Genomic DNA, 24,206 nt, shown 5'->3' on the forward strand with positions numbered 1-24,206 from the left:
CAGCCCCAAGGCTGCACCGAGGCGTTCTCATGAAAAAAATGTTGTTGCTCAATGGCGGCAAGAAATTCGCCCACTCCGACGGTCGTTACAACGCGACCCTGCACGAAACTGCACTGAGCGTGCTGGATCGCGGCGGTCTGGATGTCAAAACCACGTTCATCGACGAGGGTTACGACGTCGCGGAAGAAGTGGCCAAATTCCTCTGGGCCGACGTGATCATTTATCAGATGCCGGGCTGGTGGATGGGCGCGCCGTGGACCGTGAAAAAGTACCTCGACGAAGTCTTCACCGAAGGCCACGGCAGCCTCTATGCCAGCGATGGCCGCACCCGTTCCGATGCGTCGCAGAAGTACGGCAGCGGCGGTCTGATTCAGGGCAAGCAGTACATGCTGTCGCTGACCTGGAACGCACCGCAGCAGGCGTTTGATGACCCGACAGATTTCTTTGAAGCCAAGGGTGTCGACGCGGTTTATTTTCCGTTCCACAAGGCCAACGAGTTTTTGGGCATGACCGGGTTGCCGACGTTCCTCTGTGTGGACGTGATGAAGCGCCCGAACATCGAGAATGATGTGGCGCGGTATGAGCAGCATCTGAAAGAGGTGTTCGCTCTCAAGGCTTGAGTGAATCAAGCTACTATCGAATAGCTTGGCCAAGTCCTGTGGCGAGGGAGCTTGCTCCCGCTGGGCTGCGCAGCGGCCCTCGCTTCTACCTGAATCGCAGGGGAGCGCTGCGCACTCCAGCGGGAGCAAGCTCCCTCGCCACGATGAATACGCATTCGATTAGAGAGTTTCCGTGAAAGCCAGATCCGATGAGTTGCAGATTTTCGTCTGCGTGATCGAATGCGGTTCGATTTCCGCCGCTGCCGAGCAGGTCGGCCAGACCCCTTCGGCGGTGAGCCGAACGTTGTCGCGGCTGGAAGCCAAGCTCGACACCACGCTGATCAACCGCACCACGCGTCGCATGGACCTGACCGAGGAGGGCAAGTACTTCTTCGAGCAGGCCAAGCTGATTCTCGATCAGATGGACGCCCTCGAAGAGCGTCTGTCCTCACGCCAGCAAACCCCGTCCGGACGCCTGCGAATCAACGCCGCGTCGCCGTTCATGCTGCACGCCATCGTGCCGTACATCGACGAGTTCCGAGGCCTGTACCCGGACATCCAGCTCGAACTCAACAGCAATGACCTGATCATTGACCTGCTGGAACAAAGCACCGACGTCGCCATCCGCATCGGCACCCTTGCCGATTCCACCTTGCATGCGCGCTCGCTGGGTTGCAGCCCGTTGCTGATCGTCGCCAGTCCGGCGTATCTGGAGCAGCACGGCGCGCCGCAGCAGGTCGCCGACTTGAGTGACCACACCCTGCTCGGCTTCACCCACAACGAAGGCCTCAACCAATGGCCGCTGCGCTACGTGCATGGCGACCGTTGGCCGATCACCCCGGCAATCAGCGCCTCCAGCGGCGAAACCGTGCGCCATCTGGCGCTGGAAGGCCAGGGCATCGCCTGCCTGTCGCACTTCATGACCATTGACGACATTCGCGCCGGGCGCCTCAAGGTGCTGCTGGCGGAATTCAACAGCGGTTATCGCCAGCCGATCAACGCGGTGTACTACCGTAACTCGCAACTGGCGCTGCGCATTCAGTGCTTCCTCGACTTCATCCAGAGCAAACTTGCGGCCTACGCCAGCGCCGATTTCAAGGGTTGATTCGTGATCCCTGCGCAACAGTGATTTGGCTGGTCGCGGGTTTTTCCACCGGGGTTAGCGGTCGATACTCGCGGCATCACTTATTCACGCAGGGAGTTTCTCCATGAACGTATTCATCACCGGCGCTGCCGGATTCATCGGCGGTTCCATCGCCACCGGTCTGGTCCAGGCCGGCCACACCGTCACGGGCTTGGTGCGTAGCGCCGAACAGGCCGAAGAACTCAAGGCATTGGGCATCACCCCGGTGATCGGCACCCTCGAAGACGCCACGCTGCTGGCCGCACAGGCCCGCGCCGCCGATGCGGTGATCAACGCCGCCAGCAGTGACCATCGCGGCGCGGTCGAAGCGTTGCTCGATGCCCTGCGCGGTTCGAACAAAGTGTTCCTGCACACCAGCGGTTCGAGCATCGTCGGCGATGCCTCGGGAGGCAAGTCCAGCGACGTCATCTACTACGAAGACAATCTGCCGGAACCCACCGTCGACAAGGCTGCCCGCGTGGCCATCGACAACCTGATCCTCGCCGCCGCGCAGGACGGCGTGAATTCGGCGGTGATCTGCAACACCTTGATCTACGGCCACAGCCTGGGGGTCAATCGCGACAGCGTGCAGTTGCCGCGTCTGCTCAAGCAAGCGCGCAAAAGCGGTGTGGTGCGCCATGTCGGCACTGGCCAGAACATCTGGTCCAACGTGCACATCGAAGACGTCGTCGCCCTGTACCTGCTGGCGCTGACCAAAAACGTGCCCGGCACCTTCTACTTTGTCGAAAGCGGCGAAGCCTCATTCATCGACATGACCACCGCCATGGCCCAGGCGCTGAACCTCGGCGAGCCACAAGACTGGCCACTGCAAGACGCCGAAGCCGAGTGGGGCTACGAAATGGCCAACTACGGCCTCGGATCCAACAGCCGCGTTCGCGGCAAACACGCCCGCGAACTGCTGGGCTGGGCACCGAAGCGTACGTCGGTGGTTGAATGGATTCGTAACGAGATGGTGTGAGCCCACGCTACACCGCGTGAAGCCATTCGCGAGCAAGCCCGCTCCCACAAGTGAAGCGCATTCTGGCTGAAGGAATGCGGTCAACCTGTGGGAGCGGGCTTGCTCGCGAAAGCGCTGGATCAAACAACAGAAAAGTCGAATGGCACACCGTCATCGTTCTTTTTTTTGTCCCGGTAACCCGCCGCAAACACAGCGGCTGCCAGTGGAATTTAATTTTTAGCGAGGACTTCGCCAACTGCTCGGGAAATTACCGACTAGGCTGCTACCCCGGTGAAACGAGGGCAGCTGCGATGCACGTCGCCCTCCACGTGTTGCAGGCATGAGGCCCGTTCAGCACGGCACCGCCATGGAGTTTTCCGGCAAAAGGAATTTGCGATGGCGACACCCATTGATGCCTTCTGGTGAAGGTGTATCTCCCCGGCGGATCTACATGAATCCGCTATCTCCCGACGAGTAATGGTCGGCCATGACGGCCGGCATCTGTCATTGACTCTCGTTGTTGCATTGCACGCTACGCGCGTGGGCGAAGCCGTCACCTCAATTGGCGAAAACAAGGAATAGTTATGATCATTTTGGGTATTACGAACAATGATTTGGCGGGTGCTTGCCTGGTACGCGATGGTCAGATTCTTTCAGCGGTCAGTGAAGAGCGTTTCACCCGCATCAAGGACCATAAAATCTGGCCGACCAAGTCCATCGAGTTTGTGTTGAGCCAGGCCGGCGTGTCACTGGAAGACGTCGATCATGTCGCCTATGGATGGAACGCCGGGTTCAGTGCCGACAAACATCTGGAGTTGTACTTCGATCGCATTGTCGAGGAGGTCAGGAACAACCCCCAGGGCCTTGCGCAGTTCCGTCAGCGTGTGACCGATGAAATCAACAACGACAAGGAAAAGCGCGGCGAATTCGACCAGTACATTGTCGCCAACGGTCTGCAAGGCAAGGCGTACTACATTGATCACCACGAATGCCATGCACTCGGTGCCTATGTCTGCTCGCCGTTCGAGGACGCGTTGACCCTGACGTGCGACGGACGCGGCGACTTTCAGTCGCTGACCGTCACCTGGTACAGCCCGACAGAAACCACGGTGCTGCAACGCGAAACTAGTGTCGACAGCCTCGGTTATTTCTACGGCCGGATCACTCACCTGCTCGGTTACAAACCCAACCGCCACGAAGGCAAGGTCACCGGTCTGGCCGCGTTCGGCGATCCGCAAAAACTGCTGGGCGTGATGCAGCAGATGATCCGTTTCGAAGACGGCCGCATCAAGGCGCGCTGCGGCGATATGTTCCTGCCGTCCTACAACACCTACAGCGCGCCGCTGGAAACCCTGTTTGCCCGGGAAACCCCCGAGGACATCGCCGCCGCTGTACAGCGCCACAGCGAAGATCTGCTGGTGGCGACCGTCAGCCATCATCTGGCGCAGCGCGGTAGCGCCAACCTGTGCCTGGCCGGCGGTGTGTTTGGCAACGTCAAACTCAACCAGCGCCTGCGCGAGATCCCGGGCGTGAAAGACGTCTACGTGCTGCCGTGCATGGGCGATGGCGGCCTGGCACTGGCTGCTGCGGTCGGTGCCGCGTACTTGGAAAACGGCACCCGCTTCAAGAATCCGTCGATGATGCTTGGTCCGGAGTCGCGCAGCGTTTCGCAGAACATCAATCTGATCATTCGTGACTACCCTGAACTCGGTTATCACACGCCGTCGAACATCATCGACGTGCTGACCGAGGCCCTGACGGAAAATCAGGTGCTGGGCATGTTCAAGGGCAAGATGGAGTTCGGCCCGCGCTCGCTGTGCAACCGCAGCATCGTCTATCACGCGCAGGATGCCGAGGTGAACGACTGGCTGAACAAGCGCATGCATCGCACCGAGTTCATGCCCTTCGGCCCGGTCACCGCCATCGAGCAGGCACCGGCCTGCTACGTCGGTTGGGACGAGGAGCAAGTGGCCGCCGATACCATGACCATGACCTACGACTGCCATCCGCAATTCAGCGAGGCGAGTCCGGCGGTGGTGCACATCGATGGCACCGCGCGCCCGCAGATCATTCGCCCGCAGAGCGACCCGTTCATGCATCGCCTGCTGACGGCCTGGCACCAGAAAACCGGTCAGGCAGCCTTGATCAACACCTCGTTCAACCGCCATGAAGAACCGATCGTGTGCTCTTCCCAGGACGCACTGGATGCGCTGAAGGAAGGCATGGTCGATCTGGTGGTCATGAGTGAATCGCTGATCGTCTGGCGCAAGGGCAAAAACAGCTTCACTCAGCAACGCTTCGAATAATGGATGGTATTCAGGGCTCCTCGGGGAGCCCTGTTTCTGGAGTGTCAGGCGCATGGTTAACGAATGTATTTAATCTTTTTCGGGTTCTTTGCGGCGGAAGGGATCATCTATCCGTTCTGGCCGACCTGGCTGGATTCCCTGGGCTTCAGTGCCAGTGAAATCGGTTTGCTGATCGCCGCGGCGTATTGGCCGCAGGTGGTGACCGGGGTGCTGATCACCTATGTGGCCGACTGGCGCGTGGATCAGTTGCGGCTCGCCGCTGTTCTGAGCGTTACCGCCGCGTTGTGTACGTTGCTGTTCTACTTCATCCCGGCGCACTTATGGATGTTCGTGTGCCTGAGTGTGCTGTTTGGCGGGGTGTGGATGGTGGTGCTGCCGCTGTCCGAGTCTTACCTGCTCAAGCGCGACAAACTGGCCCTGCAGAATTACGGCTGGGTGCGTGCGGTAGGCTCTTCGGCGTTTATCCTGACCTCGACCCTCGGCGGCTTTCTGTTTGCGCAGTACAGCCAGTCGTGGGTGCCGCTGGTGATCGCGGCGAGCATGTTACTCACCGCCGTGGCGTGTCTGCGCCTGAAGCGCCAAGTGTCGCGGGCGCATCTGGCGCCGCCCGGCCCGGCGCGCAAACGGCCGGACTGGAGAGCGCTGTTGGCACACAAGAGCCTGCTGATCGCGATTGCTGCCGCCAGCTTCATTCAGCTCAGCCACACCCTGTACTTTTCCACGGCTTCGATCGGTTGGGGGGTGAAGGGCTTCTCTTCCTCGGCGATCGGCATGTTCTGGGCGGTGGCGGTGATTGCGGAAATCACCTGGTTCGCGCTCTCCAACAAGGTCCTGGCATTTTGTGCGCCGTTGTCCCTGGTGATGTTTTCCAGTGTCTGTGCGGCGCTGCGCTGGGCGCTGTTTTCCAACAGCGACGCGGTGTCGCTGATCCTGCTGGGCCAGTGCCTGCACGCGCTGAGCTTTGCCGCCTACCACGCGGCGATCATGCGCTTTATTCGCGACCAGGCACCGCAGGATATTCAGGTCTTTACTCAAGGGGTTTATTACTCCCTGGCGGTGGCCTTGCCCATGGGCCTGGCCACACCTTTCGCCGGCTACCTGTACCAGACCCGGCCACAGTGGTCCTACTACGTGATGGCGCTGTTCGCGTTGGTCGGAACGGTGCTGGCGTTCATTGCTCATCAGAAAATGCGAAGTTCAATTCATGGTTCAACAAACGTTTACAGCCGTCTGCTTTGATATGGACGGCGTGCTCATTCAGTCGCGCGAGGTGATTGAACACGCCTGGACCACCGTGGCGCGCGAGTACGGGATCAGCGTCGATCAGGCGTTCATTGACGAGCACATCCACGGCCGTCCCGGCGGTTATACCCTCAAGGTTCTGTTTGCCGAGTTCGACGAAGCACAGCGGGTGGCGATCAAGCGTGAAGTCGACGCCATCGAGCAGGTGACGAACTGTGCGCTGGTGCCGGGCGTCGCGACGTTGATCGCTCGACTCCGCGAGCACGCCGTGCCCCTGGCGCTGGTCACCAGCAGTTGGCGGGCGCGGGTCGAGCACGTTCTGCAGCAACACGACCTGACGTCGGCGTTCGACAGCATCATCTGCCGCGACGACGTGCGCAGCGGCAAACCGGCCCCCGATCCCTATCGCCTGGCCGCAGCACAACTGAGCCGGCAAAGTGATGAATGCCTGGTTTTCGAAGACTCGGTCAGCGGTGTGCAGTCGGCGATCAGCAGCGGTGCGCTGTGTATCGGCATTGGCGACGACCCGACGCTGACTGCGCATGGCGCTGCAGGCGTGTATGCCGATTTCACCCGGCTTGCGCTTAGGCTGAACGGTGTGGGCGCGCACGGTTATGCCGATGGAGCGCTGTTCATTAACGCTCACCCGACCCAGAGGTTTGCCCGCTCATGACATTGACGTTGCAGCACGCCAGCGTGCTCTGGAAATTCCTCGGTGCGGGGCGCCAACACAGCGCCAGTGAATTGATCGTAGTCTGCGGCTCCTACGACCTGCGGGTCTGCGATTACGCCTGCCAACTCCTGAAAGACGGCGTGGCCCCCCACCTGTTGTTCACCGGCAATACCGGCAACTGGACCCGGCATTTGTGGGAACGCACCGAAGCCGATATTTTTGCCCAACACGCGTTGATGCAAGGGGTGAGGGCAGAGCAGTTCACCCTGGAAACCCGCGCGACCAATTTTGCCGAAAACATTGCGTTTGCCCGGGCGATGTTTCCCGACGTGCGTCGCGCGACCTTTCTGACCAAGCCCAATTCGATCCGGCGCGTGGCGTTGACTCTGCCCGTGCAATGGCCCGGCCTGGAAGCCTTTGTGGATGCGCCGTCGTTCCGATTTCCCGATGACGTCAGCAATCTGATCGGGGTCTTGGGCCTGATCGACGAAATGGTCGGCGATGTGCACCGCATCATGGTTTACCCTTCGTTGGGTTTTCAGGTCGAGCAGATCATCCCCGAAGAGGTTCAGGTGGCCTGGCGGTACCTGGTGGAGCAAGGCTTCGATCACCATTTGATCAAGGGCAGGAGTTGACGCTGACTCCCGCCGGGAGACAGACATGCTGTACGACACGCTGATCCGCAATGCCACCGTCATCGATGGCAGCAACACGCCCGGCTACCGCGCCGATGTGGCGATTCTCAACGGGCGCATCGAACGTATCGGCGACTTGCACGATGCTCGCGCCACGGAAGAAATCGACGCCGCCGGCCGCGTGCTCGCCCCGGGTTTCATCGACGTGCACACCCACGACGACACCGTGGTCATCCGCCAGCCGGAAATGCTGCCCAAGCTCAGCCAGGGCGTGACCACGGTGATCGTCGGCAACTGCGGGATCAGCGCCTCGCCGGTCAGTTTGAAAGGCACTCCGCCGGACCCGATGAACCTGCTCGGCAGCGCAGCGGCGTTCGTCTATCCGCGCTTCAGCGATTACCGCGCCGCCGTAGAAGCGGCGAACACCACGCTGAACGTCGCTGCACTGGTCGGCCACACGGCACTGCGCAGCAATCACCTCGACGACCTGTTCCGCACCGCCACGCCAGATGAAATCGCCGCCATGCGCGAGCAACTGCGTGAAAGCCTTGAAGCCGGCGCGCTCGGTTTATCCACAGGCCTGGCCTACGCCAGCGCCTTCAACGCCTCCACCGATGAAGTGAAGCAACTGACCGAAGAGCTGACGGCATTCGGCGCGGTGTACACCACCCATCTGCGTAGTGAATTCGAACCGGTGCTGGAGGCGATGGACGAAGCGTTCAGCATTGGCCGTCACGCACAGTCCCCGGTGATCATTTCCCACCTCAAATGCGCCGGTGTCGGTAATTGGGGGCGCAGTCCGCAGTTGCTCGCGGCGTTGGAGGAAGCAGCGAAAACCCAGCACGTGGGCTGCGATTGTTATCCCTACGCGGCGAGTTCTTCGACCCTGGATCTGAAGCAAGTCACCGACGCCCACCGCATCACCATCACCTGGTCGACGCCGCATCCTGAAGTCAGCGGACGCGACCTGATCGACATCGCCGCCGAATGGAACGTGCCACTGCTCGAAGCCGCCAAGCGCCTGCAACCGGCGGGCGCGGTGTACTACGGCATGGACGAGGCCGATGTACGAAAAATCCTCGCGCATCCACTGTCGATGGTCGGTTCTGACGGACTGCCGGAAGACCCGTTCCCACATCCACGCCTGTGGGGCGCTTTCCCACGGGTACTCGGACATTTCAGTCGCGATGTCGGGCTTTTTCCGCTGCACACCGCCGTGCACAAGATGACCGGTCTGTCGGCGGCGCGGTTTGGCTTGAAAGAGCGCGGCGAGATTCGCGAGGGAAATTGGGCGGATCTGGTGTTGTTCGATCCGCAGACGGTGCGCGATGTGGCGGACTTCAATGACCCGCAGCGGGCGGCGCAGGGGATTGACGGGGTGTGGGTCAATGGCGTGTTGAGTTATCGCGATGGGCAGGCGAATGGTCGTCGGGAAGGGCGGTTTCTCGCGCGGGAAGGGGATTTGCGCGACAACTTTCGCTGACGTTTCGCGGAGTACGTCACGGTGATGGCACATTGCAATTAAAGAAAGCCATCGCCAAGCCGAATTGCTGACATCCAGCCCAGCTAAACTCTTGGGCCAACCAGTCAGGGAGCACCCCATGAGCTTCGGCAAAACCACCCCGATCCTGCGGATCTTCGATGAAGCCAAGGCGTTGGAATTTTACGTCGACTTCCTCGGCTTCAAGGTCGATTGGCAGCATCGCTTCGAAGCGAACTTCCCGCTGTATCTGCAGGTGTCGTGTGGCGAGTGCGTGCTGCATCTGTCCGAACATCATGGCGATGCGACGCCGGGTTCGGCGCTGCGCATCGAGACCGATGAGCTGGAGGCGTTTCAGCAGCAGTTGGTGGCCAAGGATTACAAGTTCTCGCACCCACAGATTCAGGCGATGCCGTGGGGCAGTCAGGACATGACGATTGCTGATCCGTTTGGTAATCGGTTGGTGTTCACCAACGCGATCAGTGTTTGAACCCAGAAACGCCTTACTCTAATGCCCAAAACGCTGGAACTGCTTCGAGGATTATGAAATGCGCCGACATGAAGGTGTTTTGTCTAAATTCAAAATCGGTACAGGTGTCGCTTCTACTTGAGAGGTCATGGATAGCCGAACAGTCGCAATCAAAAAAACCACTGCAGCTCTAGCGGCTAACAGTGGTTTTTTTGTTTGGAACGATTTTTCATTTAAGAGTCATTGACTTATCTGGTCGGAGCTATTTGTAGTTGGATTTTTATTTCAACCGTGTAGTGCAATCATTAATTTGGGAGCTCTTCTCGTCATTCGGCCGAGGGTTTCTACAATAAAATGGAGCTCGATATTACTGCCGAGGCCATTTACGGTTATATTTTGGAAAGAAAAGTCCAGGCCTTTGCCCACATCGCTCGAAGTAATGAGCCTGGATAGGGTCATGACCGCGTTGCGTTGTTCACCCAGCAGGATCATTGTCACCCAATCACCTACAGCCATATCCTGGTAGGCAGGTTGGTAAAATGCCATACGGTTGGCAATTAAAGCTGAGGCCGGTAAGTGTCCTTCTGGTCTAGTGAAAAGGGTCTCTGGCTTTGGTATAGGACCATCTTGAATTTTTAGCCTTGTCAGGGGCGAATAAGTAACTTTTTTGTCTGGCGATTCAACAGAGAAAAAAACCACAATCTCGCCATAGGCGCTGGAGTAGAGATATTTCGGATCAATAAATCTGACTATATCCTTCCCCAGATCTTCAGCTTCAACCCAAAAGCGTATGATGCTGGAACCTTCATAGCCGGTACCGATACAGTAAATAGAGAGCAGATCGCCTGTTGATATGCCGTGTGACGCCTTGATTCGTATATTGATGCCCTTGCTGAGATCCTTCCAAGGGAGAGAGTCTCCGTCGATGTCGTCGATCACGGGAGCCTCATGTCTTGCAGTTACAACATACGGAATAAAGTCTGAGAGGCGACGTGGTGGGTCTAATTGAACATATACTGCTCGAACATTATAGCCTTGAAAGTAGATGAGTTCGTTGGCGGATATTGGCAGCTCGACATCTCTGTCCTCTCCGACATGATTATATTCGATGGCAAAATGTGGCTCCAGACCAGAAAGTTGAACGTGAATTCTGCTAGCGCTCATGTCTTCAAACTTAGGTATCTTGAATGTCAAACCTTTCTCAACGGTCTGCCACGTAATTATTCCATCCGGCGCCTCTAGAATTGCAGGGTCGGGAAGGTTGTCGTTACTTTTCTCAGTAAAATAGGTGGTGATTTCTGAAGTGGTTAATGGTTTTGTCATGATCTTAAATACATTCTGATCACCCATTTCAGAGTTGTCTTGGGGTGCTTGTTATTAATCTGAAATGGGGAGCTTTCAGTATTTCTCCGCTGAAGAGTTCTGTTAAATATTTCGGTTCGCTGTAGGTTGGCCGAAATTGCCATTGCCGGGATTGCTGATTGATTGGTTGGCTCTAGGTTCTGTCTCCTGTGTCTGTTGGTTTTTTTTTCGTTGATTTCTTCAAGGCCAGAACTGTCAGCCGTTTCGTGGTCACCATATTGAGATTTGCCTAGGCCATTTCTCTGATGCTGGCGCGCGTGGCAGTAAAAATTGTGAGTGAACTCGCTAAAGAGATTGGACACCGTATGCCGGTATCGCGCACCTGTCAGATCTGACAGGTGCCGACGAATGGCATCGATGTGGGATGTCAGAAAGATCACAGCTTCCTCGGCTTCAAGATCGACTGGCAGCATCGCTTCGAAGCGAACTTCCCGTTGTATCTGCAGGTGTCCCGTGGCGAGTGCGTGCTGCATCTGTCCGAGCATCATGGCGATGCGACGCCGGGTTCGGCGCTGCGCATCGAGACCGATGAGCTGGAGGCATTTCAGCAGCAGTTGGTGGCCAAGGATTACAAGTTCTCGCACCCACAGATTCAGGCGATGCCGTGGGGCAGTCAGGACATGACGATTGCTGATCCGTTTGGTAATCGGTTGGTGTTTACCAACGCGATCAGTGTTTGAGCTGAGAAGAGCCCCTCACCCTAACCCTCTCCCGGAGGGAGAGGGGACTGACCCTGGGATATTCGAGTAATACGCCGACCTGAACCTCCTTTACCGAATCCATAATCGACTCGGTCATTCAGGTCGATGTACGACGCCAGACACCTCGATCGGCCCCCTCTCCCTCCGGGAGAGGGCTGGGGTGAGGGAAAAAGATTCACGCCATACAAAAAAGCCCGCTGCCAAACCACTAAGGTTTTGCCGCGGGCTTTTTCGTTACTCGGTTGGCACTAATTGATCCAGCACCCGGTTGACGGCGATCTCCGCCACCATCACTACTTGCGCGATGCCTTGCAGGGTCTTGCGGTGTGAGCCTTCAAGCAGGCCGGCAAAGTCGTTGAGCATCACGGTGGCCGAGCCCAGGGTTTCGCTGGCGTCGGCCAGCAACGGTTCGGTGCCGCTGGCCGGGTTGGCCATGTAGAGACGATTGGGCTGGTACGGGGTGGCCATGATCGCGGGCGTCGGTGGGCCGAGATAGTGGTCGAGGGCGCGCTCGGCGGCTTCGTGGAATTTCTTTGATTCGGGGGATTCGTAGGGGGAGGCCGGACCGGTGTCCGGTGGGTTTGGCGTAACTTTGAACATAGGCTGTGTTCCCGTCATTGAGCGCCAACCCCTTTGCTACTAAACGAAAGGGTGGCAGCTGTACGCAGGTTAGTAGACCGGGGAACTCAGCTTAAGCCGGCGCGCCGAAGCGCCCTACGTACAGCCACCATCAAGCTCAGGTACGAGAGCACCTGTGATGAATGTACGACCAGCAGAATTACCACGGGCTACTAAACCCGATCACTGGAAATCAGTGACGGACTCAAGTTACCGACGGCCTCCGGAGCGCACAAGCCGGCGGATTCTGGCGTAGCCGTAGGCAGTGGCGCAAGGATTTGTAGGCAGTAGGGCGTAACTCTGAGTGTCTTTAAACAGGTGTGCTGGAAGGTGTTTATTGCGCTACAGAAGCGGAGGATTTGTCTGTCGGATTGAGGTGAGGCGACTGGCGCCTTCGCGAGCAAGCCCGCTCCCACAGGGGATTTATGTCGTACACAAAATCTGCATCCACTGAAGATCCACTGTGGGAGCGGGCTTGCTCGCGAAGAGGCCAGTCCCGTCACCCCCGATGCATCTGCCGAAACTCCCCCGGCGGCATCCCGCGCCGGCTCTTGAACGTGCGATGAAATGACCTTGGCTCGGTAAACCCCAGATACTGCGCAATGTCCTGAATCGGCAAGGTGCTGTTGAGCAAGTAATGCTCCGCCAGTTCCTGACGCAAATCATCCAGAATCTGCTGATACGACGTCCCCGCCTGATGCAACTGGCGTTGCTGAGGAATTCTCAGTAGGGTTTTTGGTATGGCGACTGGCGCCTTCGCGAGCAAGCCCGCTCCCACAGGGGATTTATGTCGTACACAAAATCTGCATCCACTGAAGATCCTCGGTGGGAGCGGGCTTGCTCGCGAAGAGGCCAGTCCCGTCACCCCCGATGCATCTGCCGAAACTCCCCCGGCGGCATCCCGCGCCGGCTCTTGAACGTACGATGAAACGACCTCGGCTCGGTAAACCCCAGATACTGCGCGATGTCCTGAATCGGCAAGGTGCTGTTGAGCAAGTAATGCTCCGCCAGCTCCTGACGCAAATCATCCAGAATCTGCTGATACGACGTCCCCGCCTGATGCAACTGGCGTTGCAACGTGCGCACCGACACCGCCAGTTGTTCGGCCACCTGTTCCTTGCGCGGCAAGCCTTCCTTGAGCAACTGGCGCAGGATGCTTTTGACCCGCTGCTCCAGCGACGCATCCTCCAGCGTCGCCATCAAACCCATCGCGTGCTCTTCCAGCGTGCGCAGCAATTGCGCATCGGCCTGGCGCAGCGGTAATTGCAGATACGCCAGCGGCACGATCAGCGCCGAATAGGCCTGCTCGAACAGCACCGGGCAATCGAAAAAAGCTTCGTACTGCGCCTGGGTAGCGTCTGGCGGGCACGGATGTTCCAGCCACACGGCGGCGGGCGACATCTGCGTGTCGGCGATCCAGCGTGCATATTGCAGCCAGGAGCCGAGGACGTTTTCCACCAGATGCCGGCGAATCCGCGGACGCTCGTAGCGGCAAGTCCAGATCAGATGCACGTGGCCGTCTTGCACTTCGGCGCGGCTGACGCCCATGTCGCCCACCAGTTTTTCGAACGGCATGATCCGGCTCATGGCATCGCCCAGGGTCGCGCAGTTCATGGTGATGTAACCGAGCACGCTCCAGGAATTGGGCAGGACGAAGTTTGCCGCGTTGAGACCAAACAGCGGATCGCCCGAGTGCTCGCAGAAATAATCGAGTAGGCGTTCATGGGTTTCGCCCGGCAGGCGCAGGCTGTTGTCGCTCAGTTGCTGCGCCTGCAATCCGGCTGCCGCCAACGCCGGCTCGATGGCCATGCCCAGTTGCTCGGCATGGCGCACGTATTTGAGCAGCGGCGGAACCGAGGTGAAGCCGAGCGATTGCATGATCCGAATTCCTTGATCAAGGCCTGCGTGAGCGAATGAATGCCTGAAAGGTAATTTGAAACCCCGACTAAAGTAAATGGCTGGCACTTGCGCGACGTTTGACTCAATTGGCTACTCGAACTGGCCGGATGCGACCGTGACACTTTTGGGCCGCTGACTAGTATGGAGGCCTGCCACATCACTGATCAGACTGCATAAGAAGGACACACGCATGCGACGCTGGAACGGCTGGGGAGAGGCAACAACGGTGGTCGAACTGCCGGCCCAGGGCGCGAGTTTTCTCCATGAACGGCTGGGGGCCGGGCGCGCGTTGCCCGATGCCACGCTGGAGTCGGCATTGGCGCGGGTGCCGCTCTCACGATTGGCGGCGCACACCTTGTACAGCGTCGATGCCCATGACCGTCTGCTGCACGCCCGCGGCCAGAGCCTACCGGACTGGCTGGCGCTGCGCGAGGGTGCGCTGGGCATCTATCCGGACGCGGTGGCGTTCCCGGAAACCGCCGAACAGATCCGCCAGTTGCTGGCCCTCGCCCATGAGCAGGACCTGTGCCTGATTCCCTACGGCGGCGGCACCTCGGTGGCGGGGCACATCAATCCGCCGGATTCGACGCGGCCGGTGGTGACCGTGTCGCTGGCGCGGATGAATCGCCTGATCGATCTCGACGAGCAGAGCCAATTGGCGACGTTCGGCCCCGGTGCCAGTGGCCCGCAGGTGGAAAGTCAGCTGCGCGCTCGCGGCTACACGCTGGGGCATTTCCCGCAGTCGTGGGAGTTGTCGACGCTGGGCGGTTGGGTCGCCAGTCGCTCCAGCGGTCAGCAGTCGTTGCGCTACGGGCGCATCGAGCAATTGTTCGCCGGCGGCACCCTGGAAACCTTTGCCGGGCCACTGGAAATTCCGACCTTTCCAGCCTCGGCGGCGGGGCCTGATCTGCGCGAAGTGGTGCTCGGTTGCGAGGGCCGCTTCGGGATCATTTCCGAGGTCAAAGTGCGGGTCAGTCCGTTGCCCACCGATGAGCGTTTCTACGGCGTTTTCCTGCCCAGTTGGAGCAAGGCGCTGCAAGCTATCCGCCAATTGGCCCAGGCGCGAGTGCCGCTGTCGATGCTGCGCCTGTCGAACGCGGTGGAGACCGAAACCCAACTGGCGCTGGCCGGGCATCCGCAGCAGATCGCCTGGCTGGAGAAGTATCTGAACCTGCGCGGTGCCGGTGAAGGCAAATGCCTGCTGACCTTCGGCGTGACCGGCAACCGCCGGCAAAACGCGCTGTCGCTGAGCCAGGCGCGGCAGCATCTGAAAGCCTTCGGTGGCGTGTTCACCGGCACCTTGCTTGGCAAGAAATGGGCGCAGAACCGCTTCCGTTTCCCCTACCTCCGCGAGAACCTATGGAACGCCGGTTACGTGGTCGACACCCTGGAAACCGCCACCGACTGGAACAACGTCGACCACCTGCTCAACCTCATCGAAAACAGCCTGCGCGATGCCTTGGCAGCGCAGGGCGAACGGGTGCATGTGTTCACCCATCTGTCCCACGTCTACGGCGAAGGCTCGAGCATCTACACCACTTACGTGTTTCGCCCGGCGGCGGATTACCCGGCGACGCTGGCGCGCTGGCAGGCACTCAAGCACGCGGCCAGCCAGACCATCGTCGACAACCACGGCACCATCAGCCACCAGCACGGCGTCGGCAAGGATCACGCGCCGTATCTGCCACGCGAGAAAGGCGCACTGGCGATGGACACCTTGCAGGCGCTGAGCAAGCACTTCGATCCGGCCGGGCGCCTCAACCCCGGCACGCTGTTGCAGGAGTGACGGTCATGCATCCGGACTGGAACGCCGCATGGCGCCAGCAAACCTTGCCGACATTGGCCGACGCAAGCTGGGATCTGATCGTCGTCGGCGGTGGCATCAGCGGTGCTGGCATTCTGCGCGAAGCGGCACGGCGTGGCTGGCGTTGTCTGCTGCTGGAACAACGGGATTTCGCCTGGGGCACCTCCAGCCGATCGTCGAAAATGGTCCACGGCGGTTTGCGTTACATCGCCAAGGGCCAGTGGCGCCTGACTCGCGATTCGGTGCGCGAGCGTCAGCGTCTGCTCGACGAAGCGCCGGGGCTGGTGGAGCCGATGAGTTTCATGATGCCGCACTATCGCGGCGGCTTTCCCGGGCCGCGTGTGTTCGGTGGCTTGTTGTCGGTTTACGACGCGTTGGCGGGACGCCGCAGCCATCGTTTTCATGATGCGCAGCAACTGCGTTTTCTGGCGCCGGGGGTGAAGGAAAATCACCTGCTCGGCGGTACCTGTTTTGTCGATGCGCTGACCGATGACGCACGGCTGGTGATGCGCGTATTGAGCGAAGCGCGGGCCGATGGCGCAGTGGTGCTCAACGGGGTGCGCGTCGAACATTTGCTGCGCGAAAACGGTCGGGTGTGTGGGGTGCAGATCGAGGACTGCGAAGCGGGTGGATCGCTGCAATTGCGTTGCGGCGTGCTGGCGGTGGCGACCGGGGCGTGGGCTGAGCGCCTGCGTTTGCCCGAGGCACCACGACAGTTGCGGCCATTGCGCGGCAGCCATCTGCTGCTGCCGGGCTGGCGTTTGCCGGTGGCGCAGGCGTTGACTTTTCTGCATGCGCGCGACCGTCGGCCAGTGTTCGTTTTTCCGTGGGAAGGGGCGACGGTGGTCGGCACCACCGACCTCGATCATCGCGAGAATCTGGACCAGAGCGCGAGCATCAGCGCTGAAGAACTCGACTATCTGCTGGCGGCTTGCACGCAACAGTTTCCAGGTGCCGAAGTGACGGCGAGCGATGTGCTGTCGACCTGGTCCGGCGTGCGTCCGGTGGTGGGCAGCGCGGCGGGTGAACAGCAAGGCAAACCGTCGAATGAAACCCGTGAACATGTGCTGTGGCAGGAGCCGGGTTGCGTCACCCTGGCCGGCGGCAAACTGACGACGTTTCGCCCGCAAGCCATCGAAGTGCTCAAGGCCTGCGCCGACATGCTTGGCCGCGATTTCGAAGATGACGGCGCAGCGGTTTTTGCCGCTGTAGCGCCCCTGCCGATCCCCGGACTCAGCCCGCAACAGTGGCGACGTCTGGCCGGACGCCACGGCCGTGATCTGCCGCGACTGGCGCAGTTGATCGCCGAGTTGGGCCACGAAACGGTCGGCAACACCGACACATTGTGGGCAGAGCTGGCCTTCGCCTGTGAGGCGGAAATGGTCCTGCACCTCGATGATCTATTGCTGCGCCGCACCCGTCTGGGACTGTTGCTGGCGCGCGGTGGTGAAGCGCATTTCGCTGCCATCCGCCAACTCTGCCAGCCACGTCTGGGCTGGGACGATGCACACTGGCAGCAAGAGCTGCAACGTTACCGGGCGTTGTGGCAACGCCATCACGGTCTGCCGGATGCCACGCCTTGAGGCCCCTTGAAGAGAGCGCCATGGACACCCCCCCGAACAAGCGTTACCTGCTGGCAATCGACAACGGCACCCAGAGCGTGCGCGCATTGCTCTTCGATTTGCAGGGCAATCTGCTCGGTAAAGGCAAGGTCGAGTTGCAGGCGTATTACTCGACGCAACCGGGCTGGGCCGAACAGGACCCGGAATATTATTGGGCGAAACTCGGCGAGGCCTGTCAGCAGGTGTGGGCGCAAACCGGGATTGATCGCTCGCAGATTGTCGGGGTGTCGCTGACCACTCAGCGCGGCACGGTGATCAATGTCGATGCTCAGGGCAAGCCGTTGCGCCCGGCCATTCTGTGGCTCGATCAGCGCCAGAGCGAAGTCGAGGGCGGGATCAAGGGGCCGTGGGGCTGGCTGTTCAAACTGGTCGGCGCGCAGGCCACCGTGGATTATTTTCGCGCTCAGGCCGAGGCCAACTGGATCGCCAGACACCAGCCTGAAGTATGGGCGGCGACCGACAAGTTTTTGCTGCTCTCGGGGTTTCTCACCCATCGTTTGTGTGGGCGCTTTGTCGACTCGGTGGGTTGCTGCGTCGGCTACCTGCCGTTCGACTTCAAACGGTTGAAATGGGCCGCGCCCAGCGACTGGAAATGGCAGGCGCTGGCGGTGCGTCCGGAGCAATTGCCGACCTTGCACAAACCCGGCGAAACCCTTGGCTACATCAGCGCCGAAGCGAGCCGTCACACGGGGATTCCCGAGGGGCTGCCGCTGATTGCTGCGGGCGCTGACAAGGCCTGCGAAGTGGTCGGCTCCGGCGTGGTCGATACGAGCACGGTGTGCCTGTCCTACGGCACTACGGCGACGATCACCAGCACTCGCTCGCGCTATCTGGAAATCGTCCCGCTGATCCCGCCGTACCCCTCGGCGGTGCCGGATCAGTACAACTGCGAGGTGATGATTTATCGCGGTTACTGGATGGTCAGCTGGTTCAAGAACGAGTTTGGTTTGCGCGAAATGCAGCAGGCCAAAGAGCAGGGCATTGAACCCGAGCAACTGTTCGATGCGTTGGTGAATGCGGTGCCGCCGGGATCGATGGGGCTGATGCTGCAACCGTACTGGTCGCCGGGGATTCGTGAGCCGGGTGTCGAAGCCAAAGGCGCGATGATCGGCTTCGGCGACGTGCACACCCGCGCGCACATTTACCGGGCGATTCTGGAAGGGCTGGCGTATGCGCTGCGCCAGGGGCTGGAGAACATCGAGAAGCGCTCGAAGGTGTCGATCAAGCGCCTGCGAGTGGCCGGTGGCGGTTCGCAGAGTGATGCGGCGATGCAGCTGACGGCGGATATTTTTGGTCTGCCGGCGGAGCGTCCGCATGTGTATGAAGCGTCGGGGCTGGGCGCGGCGATCTGCTGTGCGGTGGGGTTGGGCTTGTATGCGGATTTCCCCACGGCAATCGCCGCGATGACGCGGGTGGGCGCGGTGTTCACACCGCAGCCCGAGGCGCAGCAAGTCTATGAGCGTTTGTACAACGAGGTGTACCTGCGCATGTACCGCCAGCTCAAACCGTTGTACCAGAGCATCCGCAAAATCACCGGTTACCCCGCTTAGCTGACCACCACCGTCCCCTGTGGGAGCGAGCTTGCTCGCGAAGGCGGAGTGTCAGTCACTATTGTCTTGTCTGACCCACCGCTTTCGCGAGCAAGCTCGCTCCCACAAGGTTATGCGGTGGAATCGGAACCTCTTATGTGGCGCTATCGGAGACTTTTTCTGGTGAGATCGGACAGTGTCAGCGCCGGGGGCGGTTGTTAGGCTCAACCCCCACGGCACCTCCCATAAGAATTAAAAGCAATGAAGCTGACATTTCTCCTGTTGCTGCTTTGTGCAATGGCCCCGACGGCGTGGGGCTGGTCGAACCACACGGTGGGCAGCTATCTGGCGTTGCAGGAACTGCCGGCGCTGCGCGATGCGCCGTCGGTTGAGGTCGAGCCGCTGGAGCGCTTTCTTGTCGAGCAATATCCGGCCGTGGTCGCGCTGCTGGAGCAACAGGAAAACTTCGCCCGTGAACACTTCACCCAATACCCGCCGCGCCCCGACAATCTGAAGCTGCCCGCGGTGCCGGGCGACAATCTGCGCCACGATTTTCTCACTGCGTTGCGGCTCAATCCGCGCATTCATCTGGCGATGGTCATTCAGCCGCTGCCGGGCCAAGACCTGCCCGAACGCGAACACCTCAGTGCCGATCAGGTGATGGTCGAGCAGACGCTTTCGCCATGGAATCGTCAGCGTTTCATTCGCGTGGCGGACGGCGAGAAAGTCGCGGCGCTGGCGGTATTGGCGACCGCTGCTGATGAGCCGGATTACGGTCACGACATCAATCTGTTCAGCGACAACCCCGGCGAGGTCGGCGCGCTGTATGGCTTCGGCCCGCAGCCGTTCGGCGATGCGCGTTTTCAGTACAGCTCGCAGGCGCCGTTCCACATGGGCTTCTTCCATGAAAGCCCGGTGGTGTATGCCGCTGCCGGATTTCTTCAGCGCAGTTGGCCGGACTGGCGCGCCTATCAGTACCTGGGCCTGGCGCGTTTGGCGTTCGCCTCTGGCCATCCTTACTGGGGGTACCGCTTTCTCGGATGGGGCGTGCACCACGTGCAGGACCTGACTCAGCCGTATCACGCCAAGCCGCTGCCCGGGGTCGAACTGCCGAGCCTGTTGCTGCTGGAAGGCAAGGCGCTGGCCGGTTTTGCCGATGATAAAAAAGCCTCGATCGAACGCGTCGCCACCCGCCATATGGAAATCGAAAAGTATCAATCGACCTGGCTGCGCCGCGTGCTGCGTGGCGGTCAGGCGCATCCGATGCTCGCTGCCTACGCCGATGTCGCTCAAGACCAACAGTATCCGCCGTACTCGGTGGACTACTTGCGCGAAGTGGTCAGCGCCGAGTCGGTAGAGGACTCGGCGGCATTCGATGAAGCCATCGGCCAGTGGCTGGAGACGGCCCCGGTGACCAGTGGTTTCAGCAGCGGCAATCAGGTGCAGCGCGAGACATTCGAGCATCCGGCACTCAATCAGCAGCTGTTCAAACTGCTCGGGCATTTCGGCGCGCACAGCCGGATTTATGTCCGTGCGGGACTGGCACCGTAGCCGTCGCGGCCACGCAAAAAACAATAAGAACAAGGAAGGAGGAACCCATGATCAACACTCGATTGCGCCTCACTGGCGTGGCACTTCCCGGTGTCGGCCTCGCAGGGCTGCTGCAACTCTGTGCGGTGGAGCCGGTGCAGGCTGCGGAGTTCAGCGTGCTGGACAATCAAGTCACCGGCTCTATCGACACGACCTTGTCCTATGGGCGTTTGTGGCGGGTGCAGGGCCGCGACAAGAACAACGACGACGTCAACACCAACGACGGCAATCGTAACTTCGATACCGGGCTGGTTTCCGAGGTGTACAAGATCACTTCGGAGCTGGAGGCCAACTACCAGAACTACGGGATGTTCCTGCGCGGCACGGCGTTCTACGACACCCAGTTGATGGACAAGCGCAACGATTACTACCGCAACAACAACCCGGCGCAGCCGAGTCAGAGCTACCCGCAGGACGACCGCTTCACCAGCCAGGCCCGCGACATCGCCGGCAGCCGGATCGAAATGCTCGACGCTTATGTCTACGGCAACTGGGACGTGGCGCAGATGCCGGTGACTGCACGGGTCGGGCGTCAGGTGTTCAACTGGGGCGAGGGGATTTTCTATCGCGGCGGGATCAACACCACCAACCCGGTGGACGCGGCGAAATACCGTTTGCCGGGGGCCGAGGTCAAGGAAGTGCTGATGCCGGTGGAGGCCGTGAGCTTCAACATCGGCCTCAGCGATTCGCTGACCCTGGAGAGCTTCTACCAGACCAACTGGAAGGAGACCCGCATCGACCCGGTCGGCACTTTCTACTCGCAGACCGACCTGTTCGCCGATGGCGGCAACACCGGTTACAACAACTTCAGCGGCACCGCGCTCGATACCCCGGTGCCGGGCTTCGGCAACGTCATCGGCCTGTACAGCGCACTGGGCAACAACCCGTTGCTCGGCCCGGCGCTGAAAAGCACCGGCCTGTACGCCAACGGTGTGACCCCGGCCTACGGCAACACGCTGAAAGTGGCGTCGATCGGCAAGGACTACAACGCGCGCAACGACGGCCAGTTCGGCTTCGCCTTCCGCTACATCGCCGAGGAGCTGAACAGCACCGAGTTTGGCCTGTACCTGGTCAATTACCACGCCAAGGAACCGACCATTGCCGCTGACCTCGGTGGCTACAAAGGCATCGACATGAATGCCCTGACCAACATGCTCTCCAGCGTCGCTGGCAGTCAGGCCGGGGCGCTGGCCAACGGTCTGGCGACGGCCGATGTGATGGGCAACATCCAGGCGCATCGGCGCTATGCCGAAGACATCCGCATGTACGGTTTCAGCTTCAACACCACTTTGGGCCAGGCCTCGGTGTTCGGTGAGATTGCCTACCGGCCGAACCTGCCGATCGGCATCGCCGCGACTAACGACTTGATCGGCGACCTGGCCAACGGTGCCGCTGTGGCGGTGACCGGCAAGGCGATCAACGTCGGCGGGCAGATGGTCACCCTCGACAGCGAGATCAACAACGCCGAGCGCGTGGAGGCGTTCAATACCTCGCTGGGCAGCATCTACAACTTCGGCCCGACGCTGTCGTTCGACTCGATGTTCGGCATCTTCGAACTGGCCTCCGAACACTTGCGCGGCAGCAGTCTGCAATACACCGCCTACGACGGCAGCACGCGTTATTACGCCGGTACCGGCAACACCTCTTATGTCTCCGGCGGTGATCGTGATGATCAGGTCAACCGCAACTCCTACAGCTACACGGTGATGTTCAACGGCACCTGGAACGACGTGTACGCCGGGGTCAACGTCTCGCCTTACGTCGTCTACAAGGACGACTTCAAGGGCAACAGCTATCAGGCCGGCAACACCATCGACGGGCGCAAAGCCTACACCCTGGGGATCAAGGCCAACTACCAGAACAAGCTCGAAGCCGAGGTGCAATACACCAACTTCTGGGGCGGCGGACAGAACAACGGGATTCGCGACCGCGACAACGTCGGGTTCAACCTCAAGTATTTCTTGTGAGTACCAAACACAATTTTTGCGGCAGCTCATCCCCTGTGGGAGCGAGCTTGCTCGCGAAGAGGCCGGCATATTCAACACAGATGTCGCCTGACAAACCGCTTTCGCGAGCAAGCTCGCTCCCACAGGTTTTTGTACTTCGGAGAAGATCATGTTCCACACTTCAAGACTGACCAAGATCTCGCTGGCACTCGTTCTCGGCCTTGTCACCGGCAGCACGCTGGCCGCCATCACCCCGCAACAAGCCGAACAACTGAAAACCACCCTCACGCCCATGGGCGCCGAGCGCGCCGGCAACGCCGCCGGCACCATTCCGGCCTGGACCGGCGGCATCACCCAGGCGCCCGCCGGCTACAAACCGGGCCAACATCACCCGGATCCGTATGCGGCGGACAAGCCGTTGTTCACCATTACCAAGGCCAATCTCGACCAGTACAAGGCCCACCTCAGTCCCGGGCAGATTGCGCTGTTCACCAGCTACCCGGACACGTTCCAGATGCCGGTCTATCCGTCGCGTCGCTCGGGTTCGGCGCCGCAGTGGCTGTATGACAACACCCTGAAGAACGCGACCTCGGCCAAGCTGCTGGAGGGCGGCAGCGGATTCGCCGATGCCTACGGTGGCGTACCGTTCCCGGTGCCCAAGGACGGCATCGAAGTGCTGTGGAACCACATCACCCGTTATCGCGGAATCTACGTGGTACGTCGCGCGTCCGAAGCCCCGGTGCAGCGCAACGGCAGCTTTGCCCTCGTCACCTCGCAGCAGGAAGCGCTGTTCAACTTCTACCGTCCGGGCGGGCAGTACGCCGACCTGAAAAACATCCTGTTCTACTACCTCGCTTTCGTGAAAAGTCCGGCGCGGCTGGCCGGTGGTGCGGCGTTGGTGCACGAGATGCTCGATCAGCTCAAGGACCCGCGCCAGGCCTGGGTCTACGACGCCGGCCAACGCCGCGTGCGCCGCGCGCCGAACCTGGCATATGACACGCCGATCGCCTCGTCCGATGGCCTGCGCACGGCGGACGATACCGACCTGTTCAACGGCTCGCCGGACCGCTACGACTGGAAGCTCAAGGGCAAGCAGGAAATCTACATTCCCTACAACAACTACAAGGTCGGCAGCCCCGACGTGAAGTACGCACAACTGCTGACCCCGGGCCACCTCAACCCGCAATTCACCCGCTACGAGCTGCACCGCGTGTGGGTGGTCGAAGGCAACCTCAAACCGGGGGCGCGGCATATCTATTCCAAGCGCGTGCTGTTTCTCGACGAGGACAGCTGGGGCGCGGCGCTGGTCGATCAATACGATGGGCGAGGGGAGTTGTGGCGGGTGTCGATGGCCTACCTGAAAAACTTCTACGACCTGCCGACCACCTGGAGTGCACTGGACGTGTTCCACGACCTGCAGGCCCGGCGTTACTACGTGCAGAACCTCGACAACGAAGAAGCCTCCACCGTGGACTTCTCGCAACCGGTGCCGGAAGACGCGTATTTCATGCCGTCGGCGTTACGCCAGCGCGGGACGCGCTAGAGGCAGGCAACACGCGCACCGGCCTGCTAATCCAACGCCACCCATGTAGGAGCTGCCGCAGGCTGCGATCTTTTGACTTTGATTTTAAAAACAAGATCAAAAGATCG

Annotated in this window: 18 protein-coding genes and 2 pseudogenes; 16 read left to right on the plus strand and 4 right to left on the minus strand. The window is 60.2% G+C overall.

Going from position 1 to position 24,206, the window contains the following annotated elements:
• Positions 1–29 precede the first annotated feature (29 nt).
• The 9 genes from mdaB to ACVHNU_RS00135 all read left to right on the plus strand — a co-directional run bounded on the left by mdaB (position 30) and on the right by ACVHNU_RS00135 (position 9,506).
• Positions 30–620, plus strand: coding sequence for an NADPH:quinone oxidoreductase MdaB (mdaB, locus tag ACVHNU_RS00095; protein WP_473018750.1), 591 nt, complete (start codon positions 30–32; stop codon positions 618–620).
• Between the two features lie 172 nt (positions 621–792).
• A complete protein-coding gene (locus tag ACVHNU_RS00100; RefSeq protein ID WP_123587338.1) occupies positions 793–1,704 on the plus strand; it encodes a LysR family transcriptional regulator in 912 nt (303 codons plus the stop codon).
• 103 nt (positions 1,705–1,807) lie between these two features.
• Positions 1,808–2,701 carry an NAD-dependent epimerase/dehydratase family protein gene (locus tag ACVHNU_RS00105; RefSeq protein ID WP_400508279.1) on the plus strand — a complete coding sequence of 298 codons (894 nt, stop codon included), beginning with the start codon at positions 1,808–1,810 and terminating at the stop codon, positions 2,699–2,701.
• A gap of 563 nt (positions 2,702–3,264) precedes the next feature.
• The gene (locus ACVHNU_RS00110; protein WP_473018751.1) at positions 3,265–4,986 is read left to right on the plus strand and encodes a carbamoyltransferase family protein; all 1,722 of its coding nucleotides are present in this window, start codon (positions 3,265–3,267) and stop codon (positions 4,984–4,986) included.
• A 63-nt stretch (positions 4,987–5,049) separates the two neighbouring features.
• Entirely contained in the window at positions 5,050–6,225 is a 1,176-nt protein-coding gene (locus tag ACVHNU_RS00115; protein ID WP_473018752.1) for an MFS transporter, read from the plus strand.
• A gap of 1 nt (position 6,226) precedes the next feature.
• Positions 6,227–6,901, plus strand: coding sequence for an HAD family hydrolase (locus ACVHNU_RS00120; protein ID WP_473018753.1), 675 nt, complete (start codon positions 6,227–6,229; stop codon positions 6,899–6,901).
• Complete coding sequence (locus tag ACVHNU_RS00125; RefSeq protein ID WP_473018754.1) at positions 6,898–7,536, plus strand: YdcF family protein; 639 nt, start codon at positions 6,898–6,900, stop codon at positions 7,534–7,536. Before ACVHNU_RS00120 ends, ACVHNU_RS00125 begins: the two co-directional genes overlap by 4 nt.
• A gap of 25 nt (positions 7,537–7,561) precedes the next feature.
• Complete coding sequence (locus tag ACVHNU_RS00130) at positions 7,562–9,019, plus strand: N-acyl-D-amino-acid deacylase family protein (RefSeq protein WP_473018755.1); 1,458 nt, start codon at positions 7,562–7,564, stop codon at positions 9,017–9,019.
• Between the two features lie 118 nt (positions 9,020–9,137).
• Complete coding sequence (locus tag ACVHNU_RS00135) at positions 9,138–9,506, plus strand: glyoxalase superfamily protein (protein ID WP_473018756.1); 369 nt, start codon at positions 9,138–9,140, stop codon at positions 9,504–9,506.
• Positions 9,507–9,770: 264 nt separating this feature from the next.
• Here the strand turns inward: ACVHNU_RS00135 and ACVHNU_RS00140 are convergent, their stop codons facing one another.
• On the minus strand, positions 9,771–10,835 hold the full coding sequence (locus ACVHNU_RS00140; protein ID WP_473018757.1) for a hypothetical protein: 1,065 nt from the start codon (positions 10,833–10,835) through the stop codon (positions 9,771–9,773).
• 395 nt (positions 10,836–11,230) lie between these two features.
• Here ACVHNU_RS00140 and ACVHNU_RS00145 point away from each other — a divergent pair.
• Positions 11,231–11,527, plus strand: a pseudogene (locus ACVHNU_RS00145) (glyoxalase superfamily protein); the annotation flags it as partial.
• 255 nt (positions 11,528–11,782) lie between these two features.
• On the opposite strand, the gene ACVHNU_RS00150 reads toward ACVHNU_RS00145, so the two are convergent.
• From ACVHNU_RS00150 to gliR, 3 genes and pseudogenes are all read right to left on the minus strand, one after another.
• On the minus strand, positions 11,783–12,148 hold the full coding sequence (locus ACVHNU_RS00150; RefSeq protein ID WP_003221460.1) for a DUF6124 family protein: 366 nt from the start codon (positions 12,146–12,148) through the stop codon (positions 11,783–11,785).
• A gap of 517 nt (positions 12,149–12,665) precedes the next feature.
• Positions 12,666–12,878 (minus strand): annotated as a pseudogene (locus ACVHNU_RS00155) (helix-turn-helix domain-containing protein); the annotation flags it as partial.
• Between the two features lie 149 nt (positions 12,879–13,027).
• Positions 13,028–14,044: an AraC family transcriptional regulator GliR gene (gene gliR / locus ACVHNU_RS00160; RefSeq protein WP_027614133.1), complete on the minus strand. Its 1,017-nt coding sequence runs from the start codon at positions 14,042–14,044 to the stop codon at positions 13,028–13,030.
• Positions 14,045–14,255: 211 nt separating this feature from the next.
• On the opposite strand from gliR, the gene ACVHNU_RS00165 reads away from it, so the two are divergent.
• The 6 genes from ACVHNU_RS00165 (at position 14,256) to ACVHNU_RS00190 (ending at position 24,099) form a co-directional block, all read left to right on the plus strand.
• Positions 14,256–15,851 (plus strand): FAD-binding oxidoreductase, encoded by a 1,596-nt coding sequence (locus ACVHNU_RS00165; protein WP_473018758.1) that lies wholly within the window; start codon positions 14,256–14,258, stop codon positions 15,849–15,851.
• 5 nt (positions 15,852–15,856) lie between these two features.
• Positions 15,857–17,452, plus strand: coding sequence for a glycerol-3-phosphate dehydrogenase/oxidase (locus tag ACVHNU_RS00170; RefSeq protein WP_473018759.1), 1,596 nt, complete (start codon positions 15,857–15,859; stop codon positions 17,450–17,452).
• A gap of 20 nt (positions 17,453–17,472) precedes the next feature.
• A complete protein-coding gene (locus ACVHNU_RS00175) occupies positions 17,473–19,041 on the plus strand; it encodes an FGGY-family carbohydrate kinase (protein WP_473018760.1) in 1,569 nt (522 codons plus the stop codon).
• 240 nt (positions 19,042–19,281) lie between these two features.
• Entirely contained in the window at positions 19,282–20,571 is a 1,290-nt protein-coding gene (locus ACVHNU_RS00180) for a phospholipase (RefSeq protein WP_473018761.1), read from the plus strand.
• Positions 20,572–20,618: 47 nt separating this feature from the next.
• Entirely contained in the window at positions 20,619–22,577 is a 1,959-nt protein-coding gene (locus ACVHNU_RS00185) for a DUF1302 domain-containing protein (RefSeq protein ID WP_473018762.1), read from the plus strand.
• A gap of 148 nt (positions 22,578–22,725) precedes the next feature.
• Positions 22,726–24,099 (plus strand): DUF1329 domain-containing protein, encoded by a 1,374-nt coding sequence (locus ACVHNU_RS00190; protein ID WP_473018763.1) that lies wholly within the window; start codon positions 22,726–22,728, stop codon positions 24,097–24,099.
• The last annotated feature ends 107 nt before the right edge of the window (positions 24,100–24,206 follow it).

It is taken from the genome of Pseudomonas sp. Ors-4-3C (genome assembly GCF_055755035.1).

Bases quoted from the DNA above. Each gene is read 5' to 3' on its own strand.
- mdaB (WP_473018750.1), top strand. From the start codon at position 30: ATGAAAAAAATGTTGTTGCTCAATGGCGGCAAGAAATTCGCCCACTCC.
- ACVHNU_RS00105 (WP_400508279.1), top strand. From the start codon at position 1,808: ATGAACGTATTCATCACCGGCGCTGCCGGATTCATCGGCGGTTCCATC.
- ACVHNU_RS00110 (WP_473018751.1), top strand. From the start codon at position 3,265: ATGATCATTTTGGGTATTACGAACAATGATTTGGCGGGTGCTTGCCTG.
- ACVHNU_RS00115 (WP_473018752.1), top strand. From the start codon at position 5,050: ATGTATTTAATCTTTTTCGGGTTCTTTGCGGCGGAAGGGATCATCTAT.
- ACVHNU_RS00120 (WP_473018753.1), top strand. From the start codon at position 6,227: ATGGACGGCGTGCTCATTCAGTCGCGCGAGGTGATTGAACACGCCTGG.
- ACVHNU_RS00125 (WP_473018754.1), top strand. From the start codon at position 6,898: ATGACATTGACGTTGCAGCACGCCAGCGTGCTCTGGAAATTCCTCGGT.
- ACVHNU_RS00130 (WP_473018755.1), top strand. From the start codon at position 7,562: ATGCTGTACGACACGCTGATCCGCAATGCCACCGTCATCGATGGCAGC.
- ACVHNU_RS00135 (WP_473018756.1), top strand. From the start codon at position 9,138: ATGAGCTTCGGCAAAACCACCCCGATCCTGCGGATCTTCGATGAAGCC.
- ACVHNU_RS00140 (WP_473018757.1), bottom strand. From the start codon at position 10,835: ATGGGTGATCAGAATGTATTTAAGATCATGACAAAACCATTAACCACT.
- ACVHNU_RS00150 (WP_003221460.1), bottom strand. From the start codon at position 12,148: ATGTTCAAAGTTACGCCAAACCCACCGGACACCGGTCCGGCCTCCCCC.
- gliR (WP_027614133.1), bottom strand. From the start codon at position 14,044: ATGCAATCGCTCGGCTTCACCTCGGTTCCGCCGCTGCTCAAATACGTG.
- ACVHNU_RS00165 (WP_473018758.1), top strand. From the start codon at position 14,256: ATGCGACGCTGGAACGGCTGGGGAGAGGCAACAACGGTGGTCGAACTG.
- ACVHNU_RS00170 (WP_473018759.1), top strand. From the start codon at position 15,857: ATGCATCCGGACTGGAACGCCGCATGGCGCCAGCAAACCTTGCCGACA.
- ACVHNU_RS00175 (WP_473018760.1), top strand. From the start codon at position 17,473: ATGGACACCCCCCCGAACAAGCGTTACCTGCTGGCAATCGACAACGGC.
- ACVHNU_RS00180 (WP_473018761.1), top strand. From the start codon at position 19,282: ATGAAGCTGACATTTCTCCTGTTGCTGCTTTGTGCAATGGCCCCGACG.
- ACVHNU_RS00185 (WP_473018762.1), top strand. From the start codon at position 20,619: ATGATCAACACTCGATTGCGCCTCACTGGCGTGGCACTTCCCGGTGTC.
- ACVHNU_RS00190 (WP_473018763.1), top strand. From the start codon at position 22,726: ATGTTCCACACTTCAAGACTGACCAAGATCTCGCTGGCACTCGTTCTC.